The sequence below is a fragment of the Trinickia sp. genome, assembly GCF_051954495.1.
Classification (GTDB): domain Bacteria; phylum Pseudomonadota; class Gammaproteobacteria; order Burkholderiales; family Burkholderiaceae; genus Trinickia.
The window spans coordinates 16,126-31,784 of the sequence record NZ_JBQCHR010000013.1 but is presented as its reverse complement, the minus strand read 5'-3'; the positions used below and the strand labels follow the sequence as shown (position 1 = coordinate 31,784).

12 protein-coding genes and 1 pseudogene are annotated in these 15,659 nt (G+C 63.1%); 4 read left to right on the top strand and 9 right to left on the bottom strand.

Going from position 1 to position 15,659, the window contains the following annotated elements; genetic code table 11:
* Positions 1-67 precede the first annotated feature (67 nt).
* The 8 genes from ACTHNR_RS01480 to ACTHNR_RS01445 all read right to left on the bottom strand — a co-directional run bounded on the left by ACTHNR_RS01480 (position 68) and on the right by ACTHNR_RS01445 (position 9,796).
* Positions 68-958 (bottom strand): ABC transporter permease, encoded by an 891-nt coding sequence (locus ACTHNR_RS01480; protein WP_440545633.1) that lies wholly within the window; start codon positions 956-958, stop codon positions 68-70.
* Positions 955-1,965: an ABC transporter permease gene (locus tag ACTHNR_RS01475; protein ID WP_440545632.1), complete on the bottom strand. Its 1,011-nt coding sequence runs from the start codon at positions 1,963-1,965 to the stop codon at positions 955-957. The genes ACTHNR_RS01480 and ACTHNR_RS01475 overlap by 4 nt, the downstream gene beginning before the upstream one ends.
* A 72-nt stretch (positions 1,966-2,037) precedes the next feature.
* Complete coding sequence (locus ACTHNR_RS01470; protein WP_440545631.1) at positions 2,038-3,714, bottom strand: ABC transporter substrate-binding protein; 1,677 nt, start codon at positions 3,712-3,714, stop codon at positions 2,038-2,040.
* Between the two features lie 88 nt (positions 3,715-3,802).
* Positions 3,803-5,911, bottom strand: a complete 2,109-nt coding sequence (fusA, locus tag ACTHNR_RS01465) for an elongation factor G (protein ID WP_440545630.1) — start codon at positions 5,909-5,911, stop codon at positions 3,803-3,805.
* A 332-nt stretch (positions 5,912-6,243) separates the two neighbouring features.
* Positions 6,244-7,389 carry a trypsin-like serine peptidase gene (locus tag ACTHNR_RS01460; RefSeq protein WP_440545629.1) on the bottom strand — a complete coding sequence of 382 codons (1,146 nt, stop codon included), beginning with the start codon at positions 7,387-7,389 and terminating at the stop codon, positions 6,244-6,246.
* 564 nt (positions 7,390-7,953) lie between these two features.
* The gene (locus ACTHNR_RS01455) at positions 7,954-8,460 is read right to left on the bottom strand and encodes a DUF192 domain-containing protein (RefSeq protein ID WP_440545628.1); all 507 of its coding nucleotides are present in this window, start codon (positions 8,458-8,460) and stop codon (positions 7,954-7,956) included.
* A 171-nt stretch (positions 8,461-8,631) separates the two neighbouring features.
* The gene (locus tag ACTHNR_RS01450) at positions 8,632-8,820 is read right to left on the bottom strand and encodes a hypothetical protein (RefSeq protein ID WP_440545627.1); all 189 of its coding nucleotides are present in this window, start codon (positions 8,818-8,820) and stop codon (positions 8,632-8,634) included.
* Between the two features lie 388 nt (positions 8,821-9,208).
* Positions 9,209-9,796 carry a pseudouridine synthase gene (locus ACTHNR_RS01445; protein ID WP_440545626.1) on the bottom strand — a complete coding sequence of 196 codons (588 nt, stop codon included), beginning with the start codon at positions 9,794-9,796 and terminating at the stop codon, positions 9,209-9,211.
* 463 nt (positions 9,797-10,259) lie between these two features.
* Between ACTHNR_RS01445 and icd the strand changes: the two genes are divergently transcribed.
* Positions 10,260-11,516 (top strand): NADP-dependent isocitrate dehydrogenase, encoded by a 1,257-nt coding sequence (gene icd, locus ACTHNR_RS01440; RefSeq protein ID WP_440545625.1) that lies wholly within the window; start codon positions 10,260-10,262, stop codon positions 11,514-11,516.
* Between the two features lie 100 nt (positions 11,517-11,616).
* Positions 11,617-12,078 carry an N-acetyltransferase family protein gene (locus ACTHNR_RS01435; protein WP_440545624.1) on the top strand — a complete coding sequence of 154 codons (462 nt, stop codon included), beginning with the start codon at positions 11,617-11,619 and terminating at the stop codon, positions 12,076-12,078.
* An 85-nt stretch (positions 12,079-12,163) separates the two neighbouring features.
* Here ACTHNR_RS01435 and cspD read toward each other — a convergent pair whose 3' ends face one another.
* Complete coding sequence (gene cspD / locus ACTHNR_RS01430; protein WP_007586257.1) at positions 12,164-12,370, bottom strand: cold shock domain-containing protein CspD; 207 nt, start codon at positions 12,368-12,370, stop codon at positions 12,164-12,166.
* A gap of 583 nt (positions 12,371-12,953) precedes the next feature.
* Here cspD and clpS point away from each other — a divergent pair.
* Positions 12,954-13,268, top strand: a complete 315-nt coding sequence (gene clpS, locus ACTHNR_RS01425; RefSeq protein WP_440545623.1) for an ATP-dependent Clp protease adapter ClpS — start codon at positions 12,954-12,956, stop codon at positions 13,266-13,268.
* Positions 13,265-15,562 (top strand): annotated as a pseudogene (gene clpA / locus ACTHNR_RS01420) (ATP-dependent Clp protease ATP-binding subunit ClpA). Before clpS ends, clpA begins: the two are co-directional and overlap by 4 nt.
* Positions 15,563-15,659 lie beyond the last annotated feature (97 nt).

Below are 15,659 nucleotides of genomic sequence, written 5' to 3'. Positions count from 1 at the left end.
GCGAGCGCATCGTGCTCGCCGTGCGGAGCCGATTCGAAAGCCGGATAGGCGCGGTGCGCAGGAGCGATCATTCGTGCAGGACCCCCTGTACGCTATCGGCGATCAAATTGACGCCCACGACGAGCGTCGCGATGGCCGCGGCATCGAACACGACGGTCCACCACGCGCCGCCCGTCATCAGCGAATACGATTCGGACAGCGCGAGCCCCCAGTCCGCGGATGGCGGTTGAATGCCGAATCCGAGAAACGACAGGGTCGCGACGGCGAAGATCGCATAACCGAGCCGCACCGTCGCCTCGACGACGATCGGCGGCAATACGTTCGGCAAAATCTCCGCGAACATGATGTAGAGCGGGCGCTCGCCCCTGAGTTGCGCCGCGTCGACATAGTCGAGATGGCGCTCCGAGCGAACCGCCGTGCGCACCGTGCGCGCGGTGATCGGCATGAAGGTGAGCCCGATGACCAGAATCACGGCTGTGTTCGATGCGCCGAGCGCGGCCAGCGCCGCCAGCGCCAGCACGACGAGCGGCAGCGCGAGCAGTGCATCGATCAGGCGTCCGATGCCATTGTCGAGCCAGCCGCCGAAATACCCCACGACGAGCCCGAGCGCCGTTCCGGCGAACGTGCCCACGAGCGTAGCGAGCGGCGCGATCGTCAAGATGTCGCGCGCGCCCACGATGACGCGGGAGAACACGTCGCGGCCGAGTTGATCCGTGCCGAACCAGTGCGCGCGCTCGGGCGGGATCAGCGAATTGAGCGGATCGGATGCGTACGGATCGTATGGGGTAAGAAGCGGACCGAAAATCGCGCAGCCGATCCAGACCGCGAGGATGGCCGCGCCCACGAGGAAGCTGGGTGAACGCACGAGCGCAAGCAGCACTTCGAAGCGTTGCGCCGCAACGGGGCGATCGTTGGCCGGCGCTTGCTGCGCGTCTTGCGGTTGCACGGCGCCGTTCATTGCGCGCCTCCCAGCCGCATGCGTGGATCGAGCGTGACGATGAGGGCATCGGCGATGAGATTGGCGAGCGCGTAGACGACCCCCACCGTGAGCACGCCGGCCTCCAGCATGGGGAAATCCTTCGCCGTGGCGGCGTTGTAGATCAGCGAGCCGATGCCTTGATAGTGAAACAGCGTCTCGACCACCACGAGCCCGCCCACCATATAGCCGAGTTGCGTCGCGGCCACGGTGATCGTAGGCATGAGCGCATTGGGCAACACGTGACGCACGATGACGACATGCCCGGGTAGTCCTTTGAGTATCGCTGTCCGCGTGAAGTCGGCGTCGATCGCTTCGACCGTGCCGGCGCGCGCCATTCTTGCGATATAGCCGAAGAAGACGAAAACGAGCGGCAGCGCGGGCAGAATCAGGTGACGCAAGATAGTGCCGAACCCGGCGTCATCGGGATAGCCCGCCTCGCTCGGCAACCAGCGCAGCCACACGCCGAAAACGAGAATGAGGGTGATCGAGGAAACGAACTCCGGCACGACCGTGGCCGATAGACCGACGATCATGATCGTGCGGTCCAGCCAGCGCCCGGCGTGCAGCGCGGCCCAGACGCCCGCCGCGATCGCGAGCGGCACGACGATCGAGAAGGCGAGTGCGCCGAGCTTGGCCGAATTGAGCAGGGCATGACCGATGAACGGCGCGACGGGGGACCGGTAGGCGTACGAGTTGCCCATATCGCCGCGCAGGAAGTGGCCGATCCAATGCCCGTATTGAGTGAGCACGGGGCGGTCCACGCCGAGTTGATGGTCGAGCGCGGCCACGGCGCGTGCGTCGGCGAGCGGGCCGAGGATCGCTCGGCCCACGTCGCCGGGCAGCAGTTGACCGAGAGCGAACACGATCATCGACAGTAGCCACAGCGTGACGAGCGACAGGAGAAGCCTGCCCGCGAGAAAACGCGCGATGCGCTCGGCGCTGCCGCGCGCGGCGCGTCGGCGGAACAATACGGCAGTGTCTGACATCGTCGGAGCGATAAGCGGTTCGTCAATACTCAGGGCTGCCAATCAAGCAAGGTCGCGCACACGCGCGCCCACCTAGGCCTTCAATTGCGCGCGGTCGAAATACATCTGCGAAATCGCCGTGAAGCGCACGCCCGTCACGTTCTTGCGCGTGGCGACGAGCTGATCGAAAAAGTACGGAATGATCATCGGCGTTTCGTCCAGCAGCAGCGTTTCGATTTCGCCCGCGATGCGCTTTTGCGAGGCGACGTCGACCGCGCCGACGAACTCGCCCACGAGTTTGTCGTATTGCGGGTTCTTGAAATGCGCGGCGTTCCATGCGCCGTTGCTGACGAGCGGGGCATTCAAGAACAGGTTCGGGACGCCGCGATGGCCGTAGTCGGTAATGCCGAGCGGCGCGTCGAGCCAATCCGAGCTGCCGAACGTCCCTTTGCCGTAGTACTGGCTTTGGCTTTCGACCTTCAATGCGAGGTCGATGCCGATGGCCTTGGCTTCGTTTTGCAGCACGACGGCCAAATCGGGAATCTCCATGAATTTTTCGGTGGTGAGCGTGGCCGCGATGCGGTTGCTGTGCCCCGCCTGCGCGAGCAAGCTCTTTGCTTTGGCGATGTCGATGCGCCGCTGCGGAATCGATGCATTCGTCGAAGGAAAGGTCGGCGCGAAAGGGCTGTCGTTGCCGACGACGGCGCGACCCTTGAAGAGTCCGCGCACGAGCACGTCGCGATCGACGGCGAGCGCGAGTGCCTGGCGCACGCGCTTGTCGTTGAACGGCGCCGTATCGCAGCGCATGTGAATCTGCCGGTGCGCGCTCGATTTCACGCCTTGCACGGTAAATTCCGGATTGTTGAGAATGCCCAGGCCGCCTTGCACGGTCAGATCGCCCATGACGTCGGCTTGCCTGCCCTGAAGCGCGAGGATTTGCGCTTGCTGATCGGCGTAGAAGGCGAACTGCACGCGCGCGGGCAGGGCTTTATCGCCCCAGTAGTCGGGGTTTCGCACGAACGATGCGCCGCGCTTGGCCTCGTACCGCTCGAGCTTGAACGGCCCGGTGCCCATAAAGCTCGCCTCGTAATCGCCTTTGAAGCTCGCGGGCAGGATCACGGCGTTGTAATTGTCGGACGACACGTAGTACGGGAAGTTGCCGTTCGGCGCGTCGAGATGGAACGCGACGGTGTGGTCGTCGACGATGCGTGCGCCGCCCTTGGACAGCACGCCCTTGAAAACCGACAGGGCCGCCGATCCGCTCTTGGCATCCGAGAGCCGGTCGAAGGTGGCGGTCACGTCCTTCGCGGTCAATGGCTGACCGTCGTGGAATTTCACGTTCGGTCGCAGCTTGAATGTCCAGACATCGCCTTTGTCGTTCGACTGCCACGAAAGCGCCAGGGCCGGCTTCAAGGTGGAAGTATCGCCTTCATCGTTCACGAGGAACTCGCCCGTTTGGGCGATGAGGCAAAGCCCCGCCGCATCGGCGACCGTCAAGGGGTCGACGCGGCCGGCGGGCGTGAGGTGCGCCACGCGGATCGTCGCGTTCGCCGCGGGGCCGCTCGTTCCTTGCGCGAGCGCTTGCCGCGGGACGACGAGGCCGCCGGCCGCGAGTGCGACGCTCGATACGCCCAAGACGCTCGCATAGCGCAGCAAATCGCGGCGGGACAAGCGGTGAGCGAGATATTCGTCGATGGCGTGGTTGCCGAGTTCGCCGGCATCGCGGCGGGCGGCATCCAAAGCGAGGCGAAGCGCGGCGGCTATCTTCATCGATGGGGTTCCGGTTCTTATCGGAAGGGCGCTACGCCCGCGCCCCGCAAGGGCTCGATGGCCCAAGCAAGGGCGCTTCACGTGGACGTTACTTGCCCTTCGCGTTGACGATCGCGTCCGACACGTTGTTCGGCGTTTCCGCGTAGTGCTTGAACTCCATGGTGTACGTCGCACGGCCTTGCGTGAGCGAGCGCAGCGACGTGGAATAGCCGAACATCTCGGCGAGCGGCACCTCGGCGCGAATGACCTTGCCGCCGCCGCCCGCGATGTCTTCCATCCCCTGCACGATGCCGCGCCGGCCCGAGAGGTCGCCCATCACGTTGCCCATGAAATCCTCCGGCGTCTCGACCTCGACGGCCATCATCGGTTCGAGCAGCACCGGTTTCGCGCGCCGCATGCCTTCCTTGAACGCCATCGAGCCGGCCATGCGGAAGGCGTTTTCATTCGAGTCGACGTCGTGGTACGAACCGAACGTGAGCGTGACTTTCACGTCGACGACCGGATAGCCCGCCAGCACGCCGCTCTTGAGCGTTTCCTGAATACCCTTGTCGACCGCCGGAATGTACTCGCGCGGCACCACGCCGCCCTTGATCGCATCGACGAACTCGTAGCCCTTGCCCGGCGGCTGCGGGTCCATCTTGATGAAGACATGGCCGTACTGGCCGCGTCCGCCCGACTGCTTGACGAACTTGCCTTCGACATCCTCCGCGCTCGTGCGGATCGTTTCGCGGTACGCCACTTGCGGTTTGCCGACCGTCGCCTCGACGTTGAATTCGCGTTTCATCCGATCGACGAGAATTTCGAGGTGCAACTCGCCCATGCCGGAGATGATCGTCTGGCCCGATACCTCGTCCGTCTGCACGCGGAACGAGGGGTCTTCCTGCGCCAAGCGATTGAGCGCGATGCCCATCTTTTCCTGGTCGGCCTTCGTCTTCGGCTCGACGGCCTGCGAAATCACGGGCTCGGGGAAGATCATTCGCTCGAGGATGATCGGATTGGCCGGATCGCACAGCGTGTCGCCGGTCGTCGCTTCCTTCAAGCCGACGGCGGCCGCGATGTCGCCCGCATAGACTTCCTTGATTTCCTTGCGGTCGTTGGCGTGCATCTGCAGGATCCGCCCGATGCGCTCCTTCTTGTCCTTCGTCGAATTGAGGACGGTGTCGCCCGAATTGACGATGCCCGAGTAGACGCGGAAGAAGATGAGCTGACCGACGAACGGGTCCGTCATGATCTTGAACGCGAGCGCCGAGAACGGCTCGTCGTCGCTCGGATGCCGCTCGGCTTCCTTGTCGTCCTCGTCGTGGCCCATGATGGCGGGCACGTCGATGGGCGAGGGCAGATAGTCGATCACGGCGTCGAGCATCGCCTGCACGCCCTTGTTCTTGAACGCGCTGCCGCACAGCATCGGCACGATCTCGTTGGCGATCGTGCGCTTGCGCAAGCCGGCCTTGATTTCGGCCTCGGTCAGCGACGTGTGATCGTTCAGGTACTTCTCGAGCAGTTCCTCGCTGGCTTCCGCGGCCGCCTCGACCATCTTTTCGCGCCACTCGTCGGCCGTTGCGCGCAGGTTCTCGGGGATGTCCTGGTATTCGAACTTCACGCCCTGGCTTTCCTCGTCCCAGATGATCGCTTTCATCTTGACGAGATCGATCACGCCTTGGAAATGCTCCTCGGCGCCGACGGGGATCTGGATGGGCACGGCGACGCCCTTCAAGCGTTCGCCGATCTGGCGCTGAACGCGGAAGAAGTCGGCCCCCACGCGGTCCATCTTGTTGACGAACGCGATGCGCGGCACCTTGTACTTATTGGCTTGGCGCCAAACCGTTTCGGACTGCGGCTGCACGCCGCCCACCGAATCGTAGACCATGCAGGCGCCGTCGAGCACGCGCATCGAGCGTTCGACTTCGATCGTGAAGTCGACGTGCCCCGGCGTATCGATGATGTTGATCCGGTGCTCCGGATAGTTGCCGGCCATGCCTTTCCAGAACGCCGTGGTGGCGGCCGACGTGATCGTGATGCCGCGCTCCTGTTCCTGCTCCATCCAGTCCATGACCGCCGCGCCCTCGTGAACCTCGCCGATCTTGTGGCTCACGCCGGTGTAGAACAGGATGCGTTCGGTGGTCGTGGTTTTGCCGGCATCGATGTGAGCGCTGATGCCGATGTTGCGGTAGCGCTCGATGGGAGTCTTGCGGGGCACGTCAATCTCCTTGGAATGTGGGCGCCGCGAACTTACCGGGCTGGCCCCGGACCGTGCGGCACGTGCGGTGTTGCAGACAGCCTTACAAGCATAGCGCTTGCCCAAGGCTTTTGCAGGGACGACGCAAGAAGCCCCGAGGCGAGCGGGGCAAAGACCTGGCGCGCCCGCGGCGCGGTCGCGAGCGCCGCGACGGGCCGTCCGGCGCCGGCGAGGGAGGAGGGAAAGCGAGGGGACGGCGTGAAATTTCCGCGGAAAACGACGTGTTCACCGGGACGAAGGACGGCGCATTCGTTCGCCGTCCTTCGTCCGTTCGCGAGCTTGTGCCAATGGGTTCAACAGGCCCCTGGGGCTGCCGAGCAGGCGGTGTTGACGAGCGGCACGATGTTGCCGCTCGTGAACGGGGACGCGCCTTGCTGCTTCACCGCCGGGTCTGTATAGCCCCAGCTCGTCACGCCAACGACGGTATTGCGCGCGGCGGCGCTGCCGAAGCTCGTCCCCGCGAGGCTGGGCGCCATGCCGAGGTTGACGTGCCACGGGCCGCCGCTGGAGCCGCCGGTCATCAGCGATCCGATGACGGTGTTATTGGAGAAGCCCGGGGCGCGATAGCCCTGCGAGTCGTTGCGCTCCATCAGCAGGCCGCCGTCGAGCGCGACCGGGTACCCGAGCTGGTTGATCAGCGCCTGCGCCGAGCCGTTGAAGCCGTAGCCGTTCCATCCGTAGCCGTACCAGCCCGCGCGATTGCCGGCGTACACGCCGCTTTGGGGCGAGAGGATGAGAACGGCGACGTCGTCCTGACAGACGACACCGCTCACCGCGCAGGGATCGCTTCCGTTGTAGTAGGCCGTCATGACGACCGCCGAAGCGGCGGACCATACGCCGTAAGGGGCGCTGCCGTTGCTGTAGGCCGGCACGAACCGCCAGTTCGAGTAGAACTGCTGCCGGCCGAAGTTCGCGACGCAATGGGCGGCGGTGACGACGACGCCGGGCTTGATGAGCGAGGCCGAGCACAGGTAGGTGGACGAGCCGATGTTGAAAAACAATTTACCGGTAGGCCGAAAGGCGTAATAGAACTGGGTATTGTCTCCGAGCGCGTCGACGCGGTTGGTCGTGAAGGGTTGCGACGACGTCCCGAATTCCTGCGGAGCGACGCCGTCCTCGGTGCTCAAGGCGAGCGGCCGGGCGATCCGAGTCGATTCGCGTTTGCCGTTGCCGACACCGCCGGCCATGTGGCCGGGCGCGCCCAGCTTGGACGGCGCGAGAAGCAGCGACTCCTCTCTCGTCGGCGGCACGAAGCCAGGGTTCGGAAGCGGCATCGGCAACGCATGCTCGAAGTCGATGGTGCCGGCCGCCTCCGAACTCTGCGCGGGCTGCACGAATTGTGTCAGCGCCCCTAGCGATTTGACGTGCTGCGCGGCGGCGCCGGCTGCGATCGTCGATCCGATCAGCGCAACGCCCGCGGACAGTGCGAGTTTCTTCATTTCAAACCCCTCATTCGATTTGGCTTCTGATTAATTGAACGGATTATGGAAGTGATTAATCGACGCATATTCGAACGAACCGGCGCGGATGTGGGCCGGTGGCGCGGTCAAGCGTCGAAATGCCTGGGGCGCAGTATCCGAATGGCGAACGGATCAGCCCTCTTTCAACGAGCCGTCAAAGAGAGGAAAGATAACGACAGCCGCGCGGCTAGCATGCGTGGGCGCGCGCCCGCCGCGCCTAACGAGCAGACCGGAAGAGGCGCTGCGCCGAGTGCCGAGCGGTTGGTCGATTACGTCGAGGATCCGGTTCTTATCGAAACGCGGAAGGCACGATTATCTTTCGAGGCTTTAAATTGATTCGGTGATTTAAGGTCGTTATTGTTTTGTTGGTTGACAGTAAATCACGCGATACGCGTTGCGGCAACTGCGAGAAATATCAGAGGACCGGTACCACCGTGAATTCGCGCGGCTGGCGATAGCGGCGCCGGCATCGCGCACCGGCCGTGCCGATGTCGCGATGCGCATGCGGCCTCGGGCGGTCGCGATGATCGGAAGGTCGCGGCGCTACTGCGGCCGCGGCAGTCCGTCGATCTTCATGCCGGGCTTGATGCCCTTGGCCGCGAACCAACCCTTGCTCATCTCGAGCGCATAGACCCCGTTGTTGCGCGGGCAATGGTTGTTGGTCGTCTCCGCCTGCATTTCGTCGATGTCCGTGATCGTGCCGTCCGCGCGCATGAACGCGATCGACAGCGGGATCAGCGTGTTCTTCATCCAAAAGCAATGGACGGCGGTTTCACCGAAGACGAACAGCATCCCCTCGTTCGGCGCGAGCTGCGTCCGATACATGAGACCTTGTTCGCGGTCGGGATCGTTGGCGGCCACGGCTGCGTCGATGACGAACATGCCCGCTGTCAGTTTCACGTGCGGGAAAGCCTCGGGCGGCTTGGCCCCCGCCGGCAGGGCCTGCCCGAAGGCCGCGCCGGGTACGAACGTTGCCGCCGCGAGCGCGCAGGCGGGCAAAGCGAAGCGAAGCGCTAGGCGCGCCATCCACGAGCGAAACGAAAATCGCACGACACCACTCCTTTTCGACGACGAGAACCCGCGCATGTTACGCGAGCGGGCACGGCAGACGCAAAGCCCGAGCCCGGAAAAAGAAAAAGGCAGGCGCCTTGCGGCCACCTGCCTTCAACGCCGTGAAGAACGGCAGTACTGCTTGTTCTTGACTGCGTTGCTACAAGAAACTTATTCCGAAGCGGCCGAAGCGGCTTCAGCCTTGGCGGCCTTCTTGGCGTGGTGCTTCTTGGCGTGCTTCTTGACGTGCTTGGCGGGAGCCGAAGCAGCTGCCGGAGCCGAAGCTTCCGGAGCCGAAGCTTGTGCGAAAGCAGCCGTTGCGAACAGGCCAGCGACCAGAGCGGCGATCAGTTTGCTCATTTGTAAATCCTCAGCTTTAGTTAATTAACCAAATGACCCGGTCAATGAGTCATGTCGGTAAACGCGCCATCCACCTTTCGGTTGACAGCCGCATCGAACAAAATTGACGACGCGTCTGCGGGCGCTTCGGTCGACGCTCCGTACTGCGGAAACGGCACGGCGGCGGGGCCGAAGGCGAATGCCGGATAGCTTTAAGCGGCATCTGCGTCGGATAACGCGCGAGTTGCGCGGACGGTTGACGCGATTTATTCGATTTAGCGAAGCACCCGGCGAAAGCGGACGCCGAACCCGGCCAATTCGGACGCGCTCGTTTGATCCGGATGCATGCGACCCGGTGAAAAATCCTGCTTAGGCAAGGGCTTAACCGATATCCGGCTTAATCCGCCAGTCATTTTGCGCCGGTTCGCCGCGGCGAACCGTCCCATGGCGCGTCGGGCGAAAGCGTTCGCCACTGCCCGGGCGCTAGGCCGAGCGCCATCAGATCGAGCGCGCCGATGCCCACCCGTACGAGCCGAAGCGTGGGAAACCCGACGGCGGCCGTCATCCGCCGCACCTGGCGATTCTTGCCTTCGGTGATCGCGAGTTCGACCCACGTCGTGGGAATCGCGGCGCGGTAGCGGATCGGCGGCACGCGCGGCCAGATGTCGGCAGGTGCGTCGATGACGCGCGCCTGACACGGCCGCGTCACATAGTCGCCTAAGTCGACGCCGGCCGCGAGTTTGAGGAGCGCCGCTTCGTCAGGCGCGCCCTCCACTTGGGCCCAGTAGCGTTTGACGAGCTTGTGGCGCGGTTCGGCGATGCGCGCTTGCAGGGCGCCGTCATCGGTGAGCAGCAGCAGCCCCTCGCTGTCCGCGTCGAGCCGGCCTGCCGGATAGACGCCCGGCACATGGACCCAATCGCCGAGCGAGGGGCGCGTTTCGTGGGCCGAGAACTGGCAGATGGTGCCGAACGGTTTGTTGAGGGCGATAAGTCGCATGACGTCGATCGAAGCGAAGCGCGCGGATGCAAGCACGGAAAGAAGCCTTCCCGAACAGGATGCGGTTCGGGCGCGCATAACGGGCGCGGCATGGAGCTGGCCGGCCCTCTATGGCAAATGGCGGAATCTTAATGCATAATACGGAACGCCCAAGTCTTTTGTCTTATATAAGACCCAAGACCGACCGCCTCGCTTTGCCCTCTATCTTCCCGTGGCGCCGCGTGCCGCATGCGGTGCGTCGGGTGTGCTCGAACCGAATCGATTCGTGCGGCGCGCATCGCAGCCGCCGCGGATCGGACGTGGGCTAGAATAGCCATCCAGCCGCATTGGCGCGGCCGTATCGAGCGCGCCGAACCGAAGATTGGGCAAGTGCTGCGCGTCAGCGCTCGGGAGACTGCGCCCCGGGTGCGCCGTTACCGCACATCATTGCTTTCCACCCGCACAGCCAACACTGGAGTCGATCATGCCGTATCAGCACATCAAGGTTCCGACGGGCGGTGACAAGATCACCGTCAACGCGGACTTCTCGCTCAACGTTTCCGACCAGCCGATCATTCCCTACATCGAAGGGGACGGCACGGGCTTCGACATCACGCCCGTGATGATCAAGGTGGTGGACGCGGCAGTCGAGAAGGCGTACGGCGGCAAGCGCAAGATTCACTGGATGGAAATCTACGCGGGCGAGAAGGCGACGAAGGTCTATGGTCCCGACGTGTGGCTGCCCGAGGAAACGCTGCAGGTGCTCAAGGACTACGTCGTGTCGATCAAGGGCCCGCTGACGACGCCCGTCGGCGGCGGCATCCGTTCGCTGAACGTCGCGCTGCGCCAGGAGCTGGACCTGTACGTCTGCCTGCGCCCCGTTCAATACTTCAAGGGTGTGCCCTCGCCGGTGCGCGAGCCCGAGAAGACCAACATGGTGATCTTCCGCGAGAACTCGGAAGACATCTACGCCGGCATCGAGTGGGCGGCCGAATCGGAACAGGCCAAGAAGGTCATCAAGTTCCTGCGCGAGGAAATGGGCGTCAAGAAGATCCGCTTCCCCGAAACGTCGGGCATCGGCGTCAAGCCCGTGTCGCGCGAAGGTACCGAGCGTCTCGTGCGCAAGGCGATCCAGTACGCGATCGACAACGACCGCCGCTCGGTCACGCTCGTGCACAAGGGCAACATCATGAAGTTCACGGAAGGCGCGTTCCGTGACGCCGGCTATGCGCTGGCCCAGAAGGAATTCGGCGCCGAGCTCGTGGACGGCGGCCCGTGGATGAAGTTCAAGAACCCCAAGACGGGCAACGACATCGTCGTGAAGGACGTGATCGCCGACGCGTTCCTGCAGCAAATCCTGCTGCGTCCGGCCGAATACGACGTGATCGCGACGCTGAACCTGAACGGCGACTACGTTTCGGACGCGCTGGCCGCGCAAGTCGGCGGCATCGGCATCGCGCCGGGCGCGAACTTGTCCGATTCCGTGGCGATGTTCGAAGCCACGCACGGTACGGCGCCGAAGTACGCGGGCAAGGATTACGTGAACCCGGGTTCGGAAATCCTGTCGGCCGAAATGATGCTGCGCCACATGGGCTGGACGGAAGCCGCCGACGTGATCATCGCGTCGATGGAAAAATCGATCCTGCAAAAACGCGTCACGTACGACTTCGCACGTCTGATGGAAGGCGCGACGCAGGTTTCCTGCTCGGGCTTCGGTCAGGTGATGATCGAGAATATGTAAGCGCGACTATTGCGTCTTCTCGTAGTATCCGGAAAGCCCCGGCGAGCACGTTGTGCCGCCGGGGCTTTTACATGCTCTCAACCTTTCCTTAATGCCCCGCATGTCTGATTCGATTTCGATTCGCCGCTACGAACCGCGCGATTTGCCTGAAACGGCTCGATTGTTCGATTTATATCGACAATTCTATGAGCAACCCGCCGATTTGCCGCTAGCCGAACGATTTATTCGCGCCAGAACCGAAAATGCGGAATCGGTCATCCTCGTGGCGGATACGGGCGCAGGCGTGCTAGGCGGCTTCTGCCAGCTCTATCCGTCATTTTGCTCGGTGGCGGCAGGCCCGATATACGTGCTTTACGATTTGTTCGTCGCGCCGAACGCGCGGCGGGGCGGCGTGGGCAAGGCGTTGCTGGCGGCGGCGCATGAGCGTGCGCGCGGCGATGGGAAGGTGCGGATGGATTTGACGACCGCCAAAACGAACGCCACGGCGCAGTCGCTCTACGAATCGATGGGCTGGGTGCGAGACGAAGTGTTCTACACGTACACGTTGGACGTGAGCCGCTAGCGCCAGGCTCGGCGCGCGACGGGCACGCCAATGAAAAAAACCCGGCCGAAGCCGGGTTTTCATGGGCGCTGCAGTCGAACCAGTCTTAAGCTGCGGACTGAATGTTCGACGCTTGCTTGCCCTTCGGTCCTTGCACGACCTCGAAGCTCACCTTCTGGCCTTCCTTGAGCGTTTTGAAACCGTTCATCTGGATGGCCGAGAAATGCGCAAACAGATCCTCACCGCCTTCATCGGGCGTGATGAATCCGAAGCCTTTCGCGTCATTGAACCATTTGACCGTACCAGTTGCCATACCAACTTCCCCTGTAACTCATGTCCTACCACGAGCATGCTCGAAAAGCTCGACAGCCGACGATGCGACCGCCCCCTCCGCACTAGCTCACCTCGGCATTTTTTTTCGTACTCCCACTTCTTGCGGCTAGCTGAAAAAAGTGCCAGCTTGATTGTTGGATCTCTTTAAGCAGGTGTCAAGTGAATTTTGAGATGTTTCTTGGAGCGTTGCATCGAAAGGCAGGATTCAGGGTTTCTCCCGCTTTTGGTTTGTGCGCTGGCGCAAGCGGGGGCGCTTGAAAAGTCGCATAATCGCTTCAAATGTGTCCGGTGCGGCGGCATGCGTTGCGCGGGGGCCCCGGATGCGGTGGGCTCCGGAACGTCGGCACGCTATGTGCGATACTCGGTGCGGTCGGTGCTTTCGTTTCGGCGCGATGCTTGCGCGGGCGGGCAGGGCGGCGGCGCGAGGAGGCGCACGATGCGGGAAGCCGCGGCGATCGATGCGCGAAGGTGCGCGCCTCGCTGCATGGCGGCCCGGTCCACCAACCGGTCGGTCGGGTTTCCGCGTGGATTGCGGGCTCGCCCGAGTTGTTTAGAATGGGTGTATGGCGATTATCCCAGACAAGCAGGATGGCACCGTACTGGAGCGGCAGGAAAAAGCGCTGAAACCGCCGTCCATGTATAAGGTTGTCTTGCTCAATGACGATTTCACGCCAATGGAATTTGTCGTGATGATCGTGCAGGAATACTTCAGTAAAGACAGAGAGACCGCTACGCAGATCATGTTGAAGGTGCATCGCGAAGGGCGGGGAGTATGTGGGGTCTATACGCGGGATATCGCGTCGACCAAGGTCGAGCAGGTTGTTACACACGCACGGCAAGCGGGGCATCCGCTGCAGTGCGTGATGGAGGAAGCATGATTGCCCAGGAACTGGAAGTCAGCTTGCACATGGCGTTTATGGAAGCACGCCAGGCGCGGCATGAGTTCATCACGGTCGAACATCTCTTGCTGGCGTTGCTGGACAACCCGACGGCTGCCGAGGTGTTGCGCGCGTGCGCTGCCAACATCGAGGATCTGCGCCAGAACCTGCGCAACTTCATCCACGACAACACACCGACGGTGCCCGGCACCGACGACGTGGACACGCAGCCGACGCTCGGTTTTCAGCGCGTGATTCAGCGCGCGATCATGCACGTGCAGTCGACCTCGAACGGGAAGAAGGAAGTCACGGGCGCGAATGTGCTCGTCGCGATCTTCGGCGAGAAGGATTCGCATGCCGTCTACTACCTGCAGCAGCAGGGCGTGACGCGGCTGGACGTGGTGAACTTCATCTCGCACGGCATCGCGAAGACGGGCGGCAGCGACGCGGCGAAGGCGGGCGAGGCGAACGCGGAGGCGGAAGACGCCGCATCCCAGAAGGAAACGCCGCTCGCGCAGTTCACGCAGAATCTGAATCAGATGGCCAAGGACGGCCGCATCGATCCGCTCATCGGCCGCGAGCCGGAAGTCGAGCGTGTCGTGCAGGTGCTGTGCCGTCGGCGCAAGAACAATCCGCTGCTCGTGGGCGAGGCCGGCGTCGGCAAGACCGCGATCGCGGAAGGGCTCGCCTGGCGCATCACGCGCGGCGAAGTGCCCGACATCTTGGCCGACGCACAGGTTTATTCGCTCGACATGGGCGCACTGCTCGCCGGCACGAAATATCGCGGCGATTTCGAGCAGCGCCTGAAGACCGTGCTCACGGAGCTCAACGAGCGTCCGCACGCGATTCTGTTCATCGACGAGATCCACACGCTGATCGGCGCGGGCGCCGCGTCGGGCGGTACGCTCGACGCGTCGAACCTGCTCAAGCCGGCGCTGTCCTCGGGCACGCTCAAGTGCATCGGCGCGACGACCTTCACCGAGTACCGCGGCATCTTCGAAAAAGATGCGGCGCTGTCGCGGCGCTTCCAGAAGATCGACGTGACGGAGCCTACCGTCGAGCAGACCGTCGCGATCTTGCGTGGCCTGAAGTCGCGCTTCGAAGAGCATCACGGCGTCAAGTATTCATAGGGCGCGCTCTCGGCGGCAGCCGAGCTCTCCGCTCGCTTCATCACCGATCGCCATCTGCCCGATAAGGCGATCGACGTGATCGACGAAGCGGGCGCGGCGCAGCGGATCCTGCCGAAGTCGAAGCAAAAGAAGACGATCGGCAAGGGCGAAATCGAGGAAATCATTTCCAAGATCGCCCGCGTGCCCGCGCAGAGCGTGTCGCAGGACGACCGCAGCAAGCTGCAAACGCTCGATCGCGATTTGAAGTCGGTGGTGTTCGGGCAAGATCCGGCCATCGACGCGCTCTCGGCTGCGATCAAGATGGCGCGCGCGGGCTTGGGCAAGACCGATAAGCCGATCGGCGCATTCCTGTTCTCGGGTCCGACGGGTGTCGGCAAGACAGAGGTCGCGCGTCAGCTCGCGTTCACGCTCGGGATCGAGCTGATTCGCTTCGACATGTCGGAGTACATGGAACGGCATGCCGTCAGCCGTTTGATCGGTGCGCCGCCCGGCTATGTCGGCTTCGACCAAGGAGGGCTGCTGACCGAGGCCGTGACGAAGAAGCCGCACTGCGTGCTGCTGCTCGATGAAATCGAAAAGGCGCATCCGGACATCTTCAACGTGCTGCTTCAGGTCATGGACCACGGCACGCTGACCGACAACAACGGACGCAAGGCCGATTTCCGCAACGTCATCATCATCATGACGACGAATGCGGGCGCGGAATCGATGCAAAAGGGTACGATCGGCTTCACGACACGCCGAGAAACCGGCGACGAAATGGCCGATATCAAGCGGATGTTCACGCCCGAGTTCCGCAACCGGCTCGACGCGGTCATCAGCTTCCGCTCGCTCGATGAGGAAATCATCATGCGCGTGGTCGACAAGTTCCTCATGCAGCTGGAAGATCAGTTGCACGAGAAGAAGGTCGACGCCTTGTTCACCGATGCGCTGCGCAAGCATCTCGCGAAGCACGGTTTCGACCCGTTGATGGGTGCGCGGCCGATGCAGCGGCTGATTCAGGATACGATTCGCCGCGCCCTGGCGGACGAGTTGCTGTTCGGCAAGCTGATGAACGGCGGCCGGGTGTCGGTCGACGTCGACGAAAGCGACAAGGTGCAACTGACATTCGACGAGAACGCTGCTCCGCGCAATCCGAACCCGGAGACGGTCGAAGTCGAGTAATCGAGCAGGGACAGGCGAAGGGGTTCGCCGACGCGGGAACGGCGCTTCGAAATTTGAAGCGCCGTTTTTGCTTGTGCAGGGCTTAGACGCCGATCGC

Bases quoted from the DNA above. Each gene is read 5' to 3' on its own strand.
- ACTHNR_RS01475 (WP_440545632.1), bottom strand. From the start codon at position 1,965: ATGTCAGACACTGCCGTATTGTTCCGCCGACGCGCCGCGCGCGGCAGC.
- clpS (WP_440545623.1), top strand. From the start codon at position 12,954: ATGGCGATTATCCCAGACAAGCAGGATGGCACCGTACTGGAGCGGCAG.
- icd (WP_440545625.1), top strand. From the start codon at position 10,260: ATGCCGTATCAGCACATCAAGGTTCCGACGGGCGGTGACAAGATCACC.
- ACTHNR_RS01435 (WP_440545624.1), top strand. From the start codon at position 11,617: ATGTCTGATTCGATTTCGATTCGCCGCTACGAACCGCGCGATTTGCCT.
- cspD (WP_007586257.1), bottom strand. From the start codon at position 12,370: ATGGCAACTGGTACGGTCAAATGGTTCAATGACGCGAAAGGCTTCGGA.
- ACTHNR_RS01460 (WP_440545629.1), bottom strand. From the start codon at position 7,389: ATGAAGAAACTCGCACTGTCCGCGGGCGTTGCGCTGATCGGATCGACG.
- ACTHNR_RS01470 (WP_440545631.1), bottom strand. From the start codon at position 3,714: ATGAAGATAGCCGCCGCGCTTCGCCTCGCTTTGGATGCCGCCCGCCGC.
- ACTHNR_RS01445 (WP_440545626.1), bottom strand. From the start codon at position 9,796: ATGCGACTTATCGCCCTCAACAAACCGTTCGGCACCATCTGCCAGTTC.
- ACTHNR_RS01450 (WP_440545627.1), bottom strand. From the start codon at position 8,820: ATGAGCAAACTGATCGCCGCTCTGGTCGCTGGCCTGTTCGCAACGGCT.
- ACTHNR_RS01480 (WP_440545633.1), bottom strand. From the start codon at position 958: ATGAACGGCGCCGTGCAACCGCAAGACGCGCAGCAAGCGCCGGCCAAC.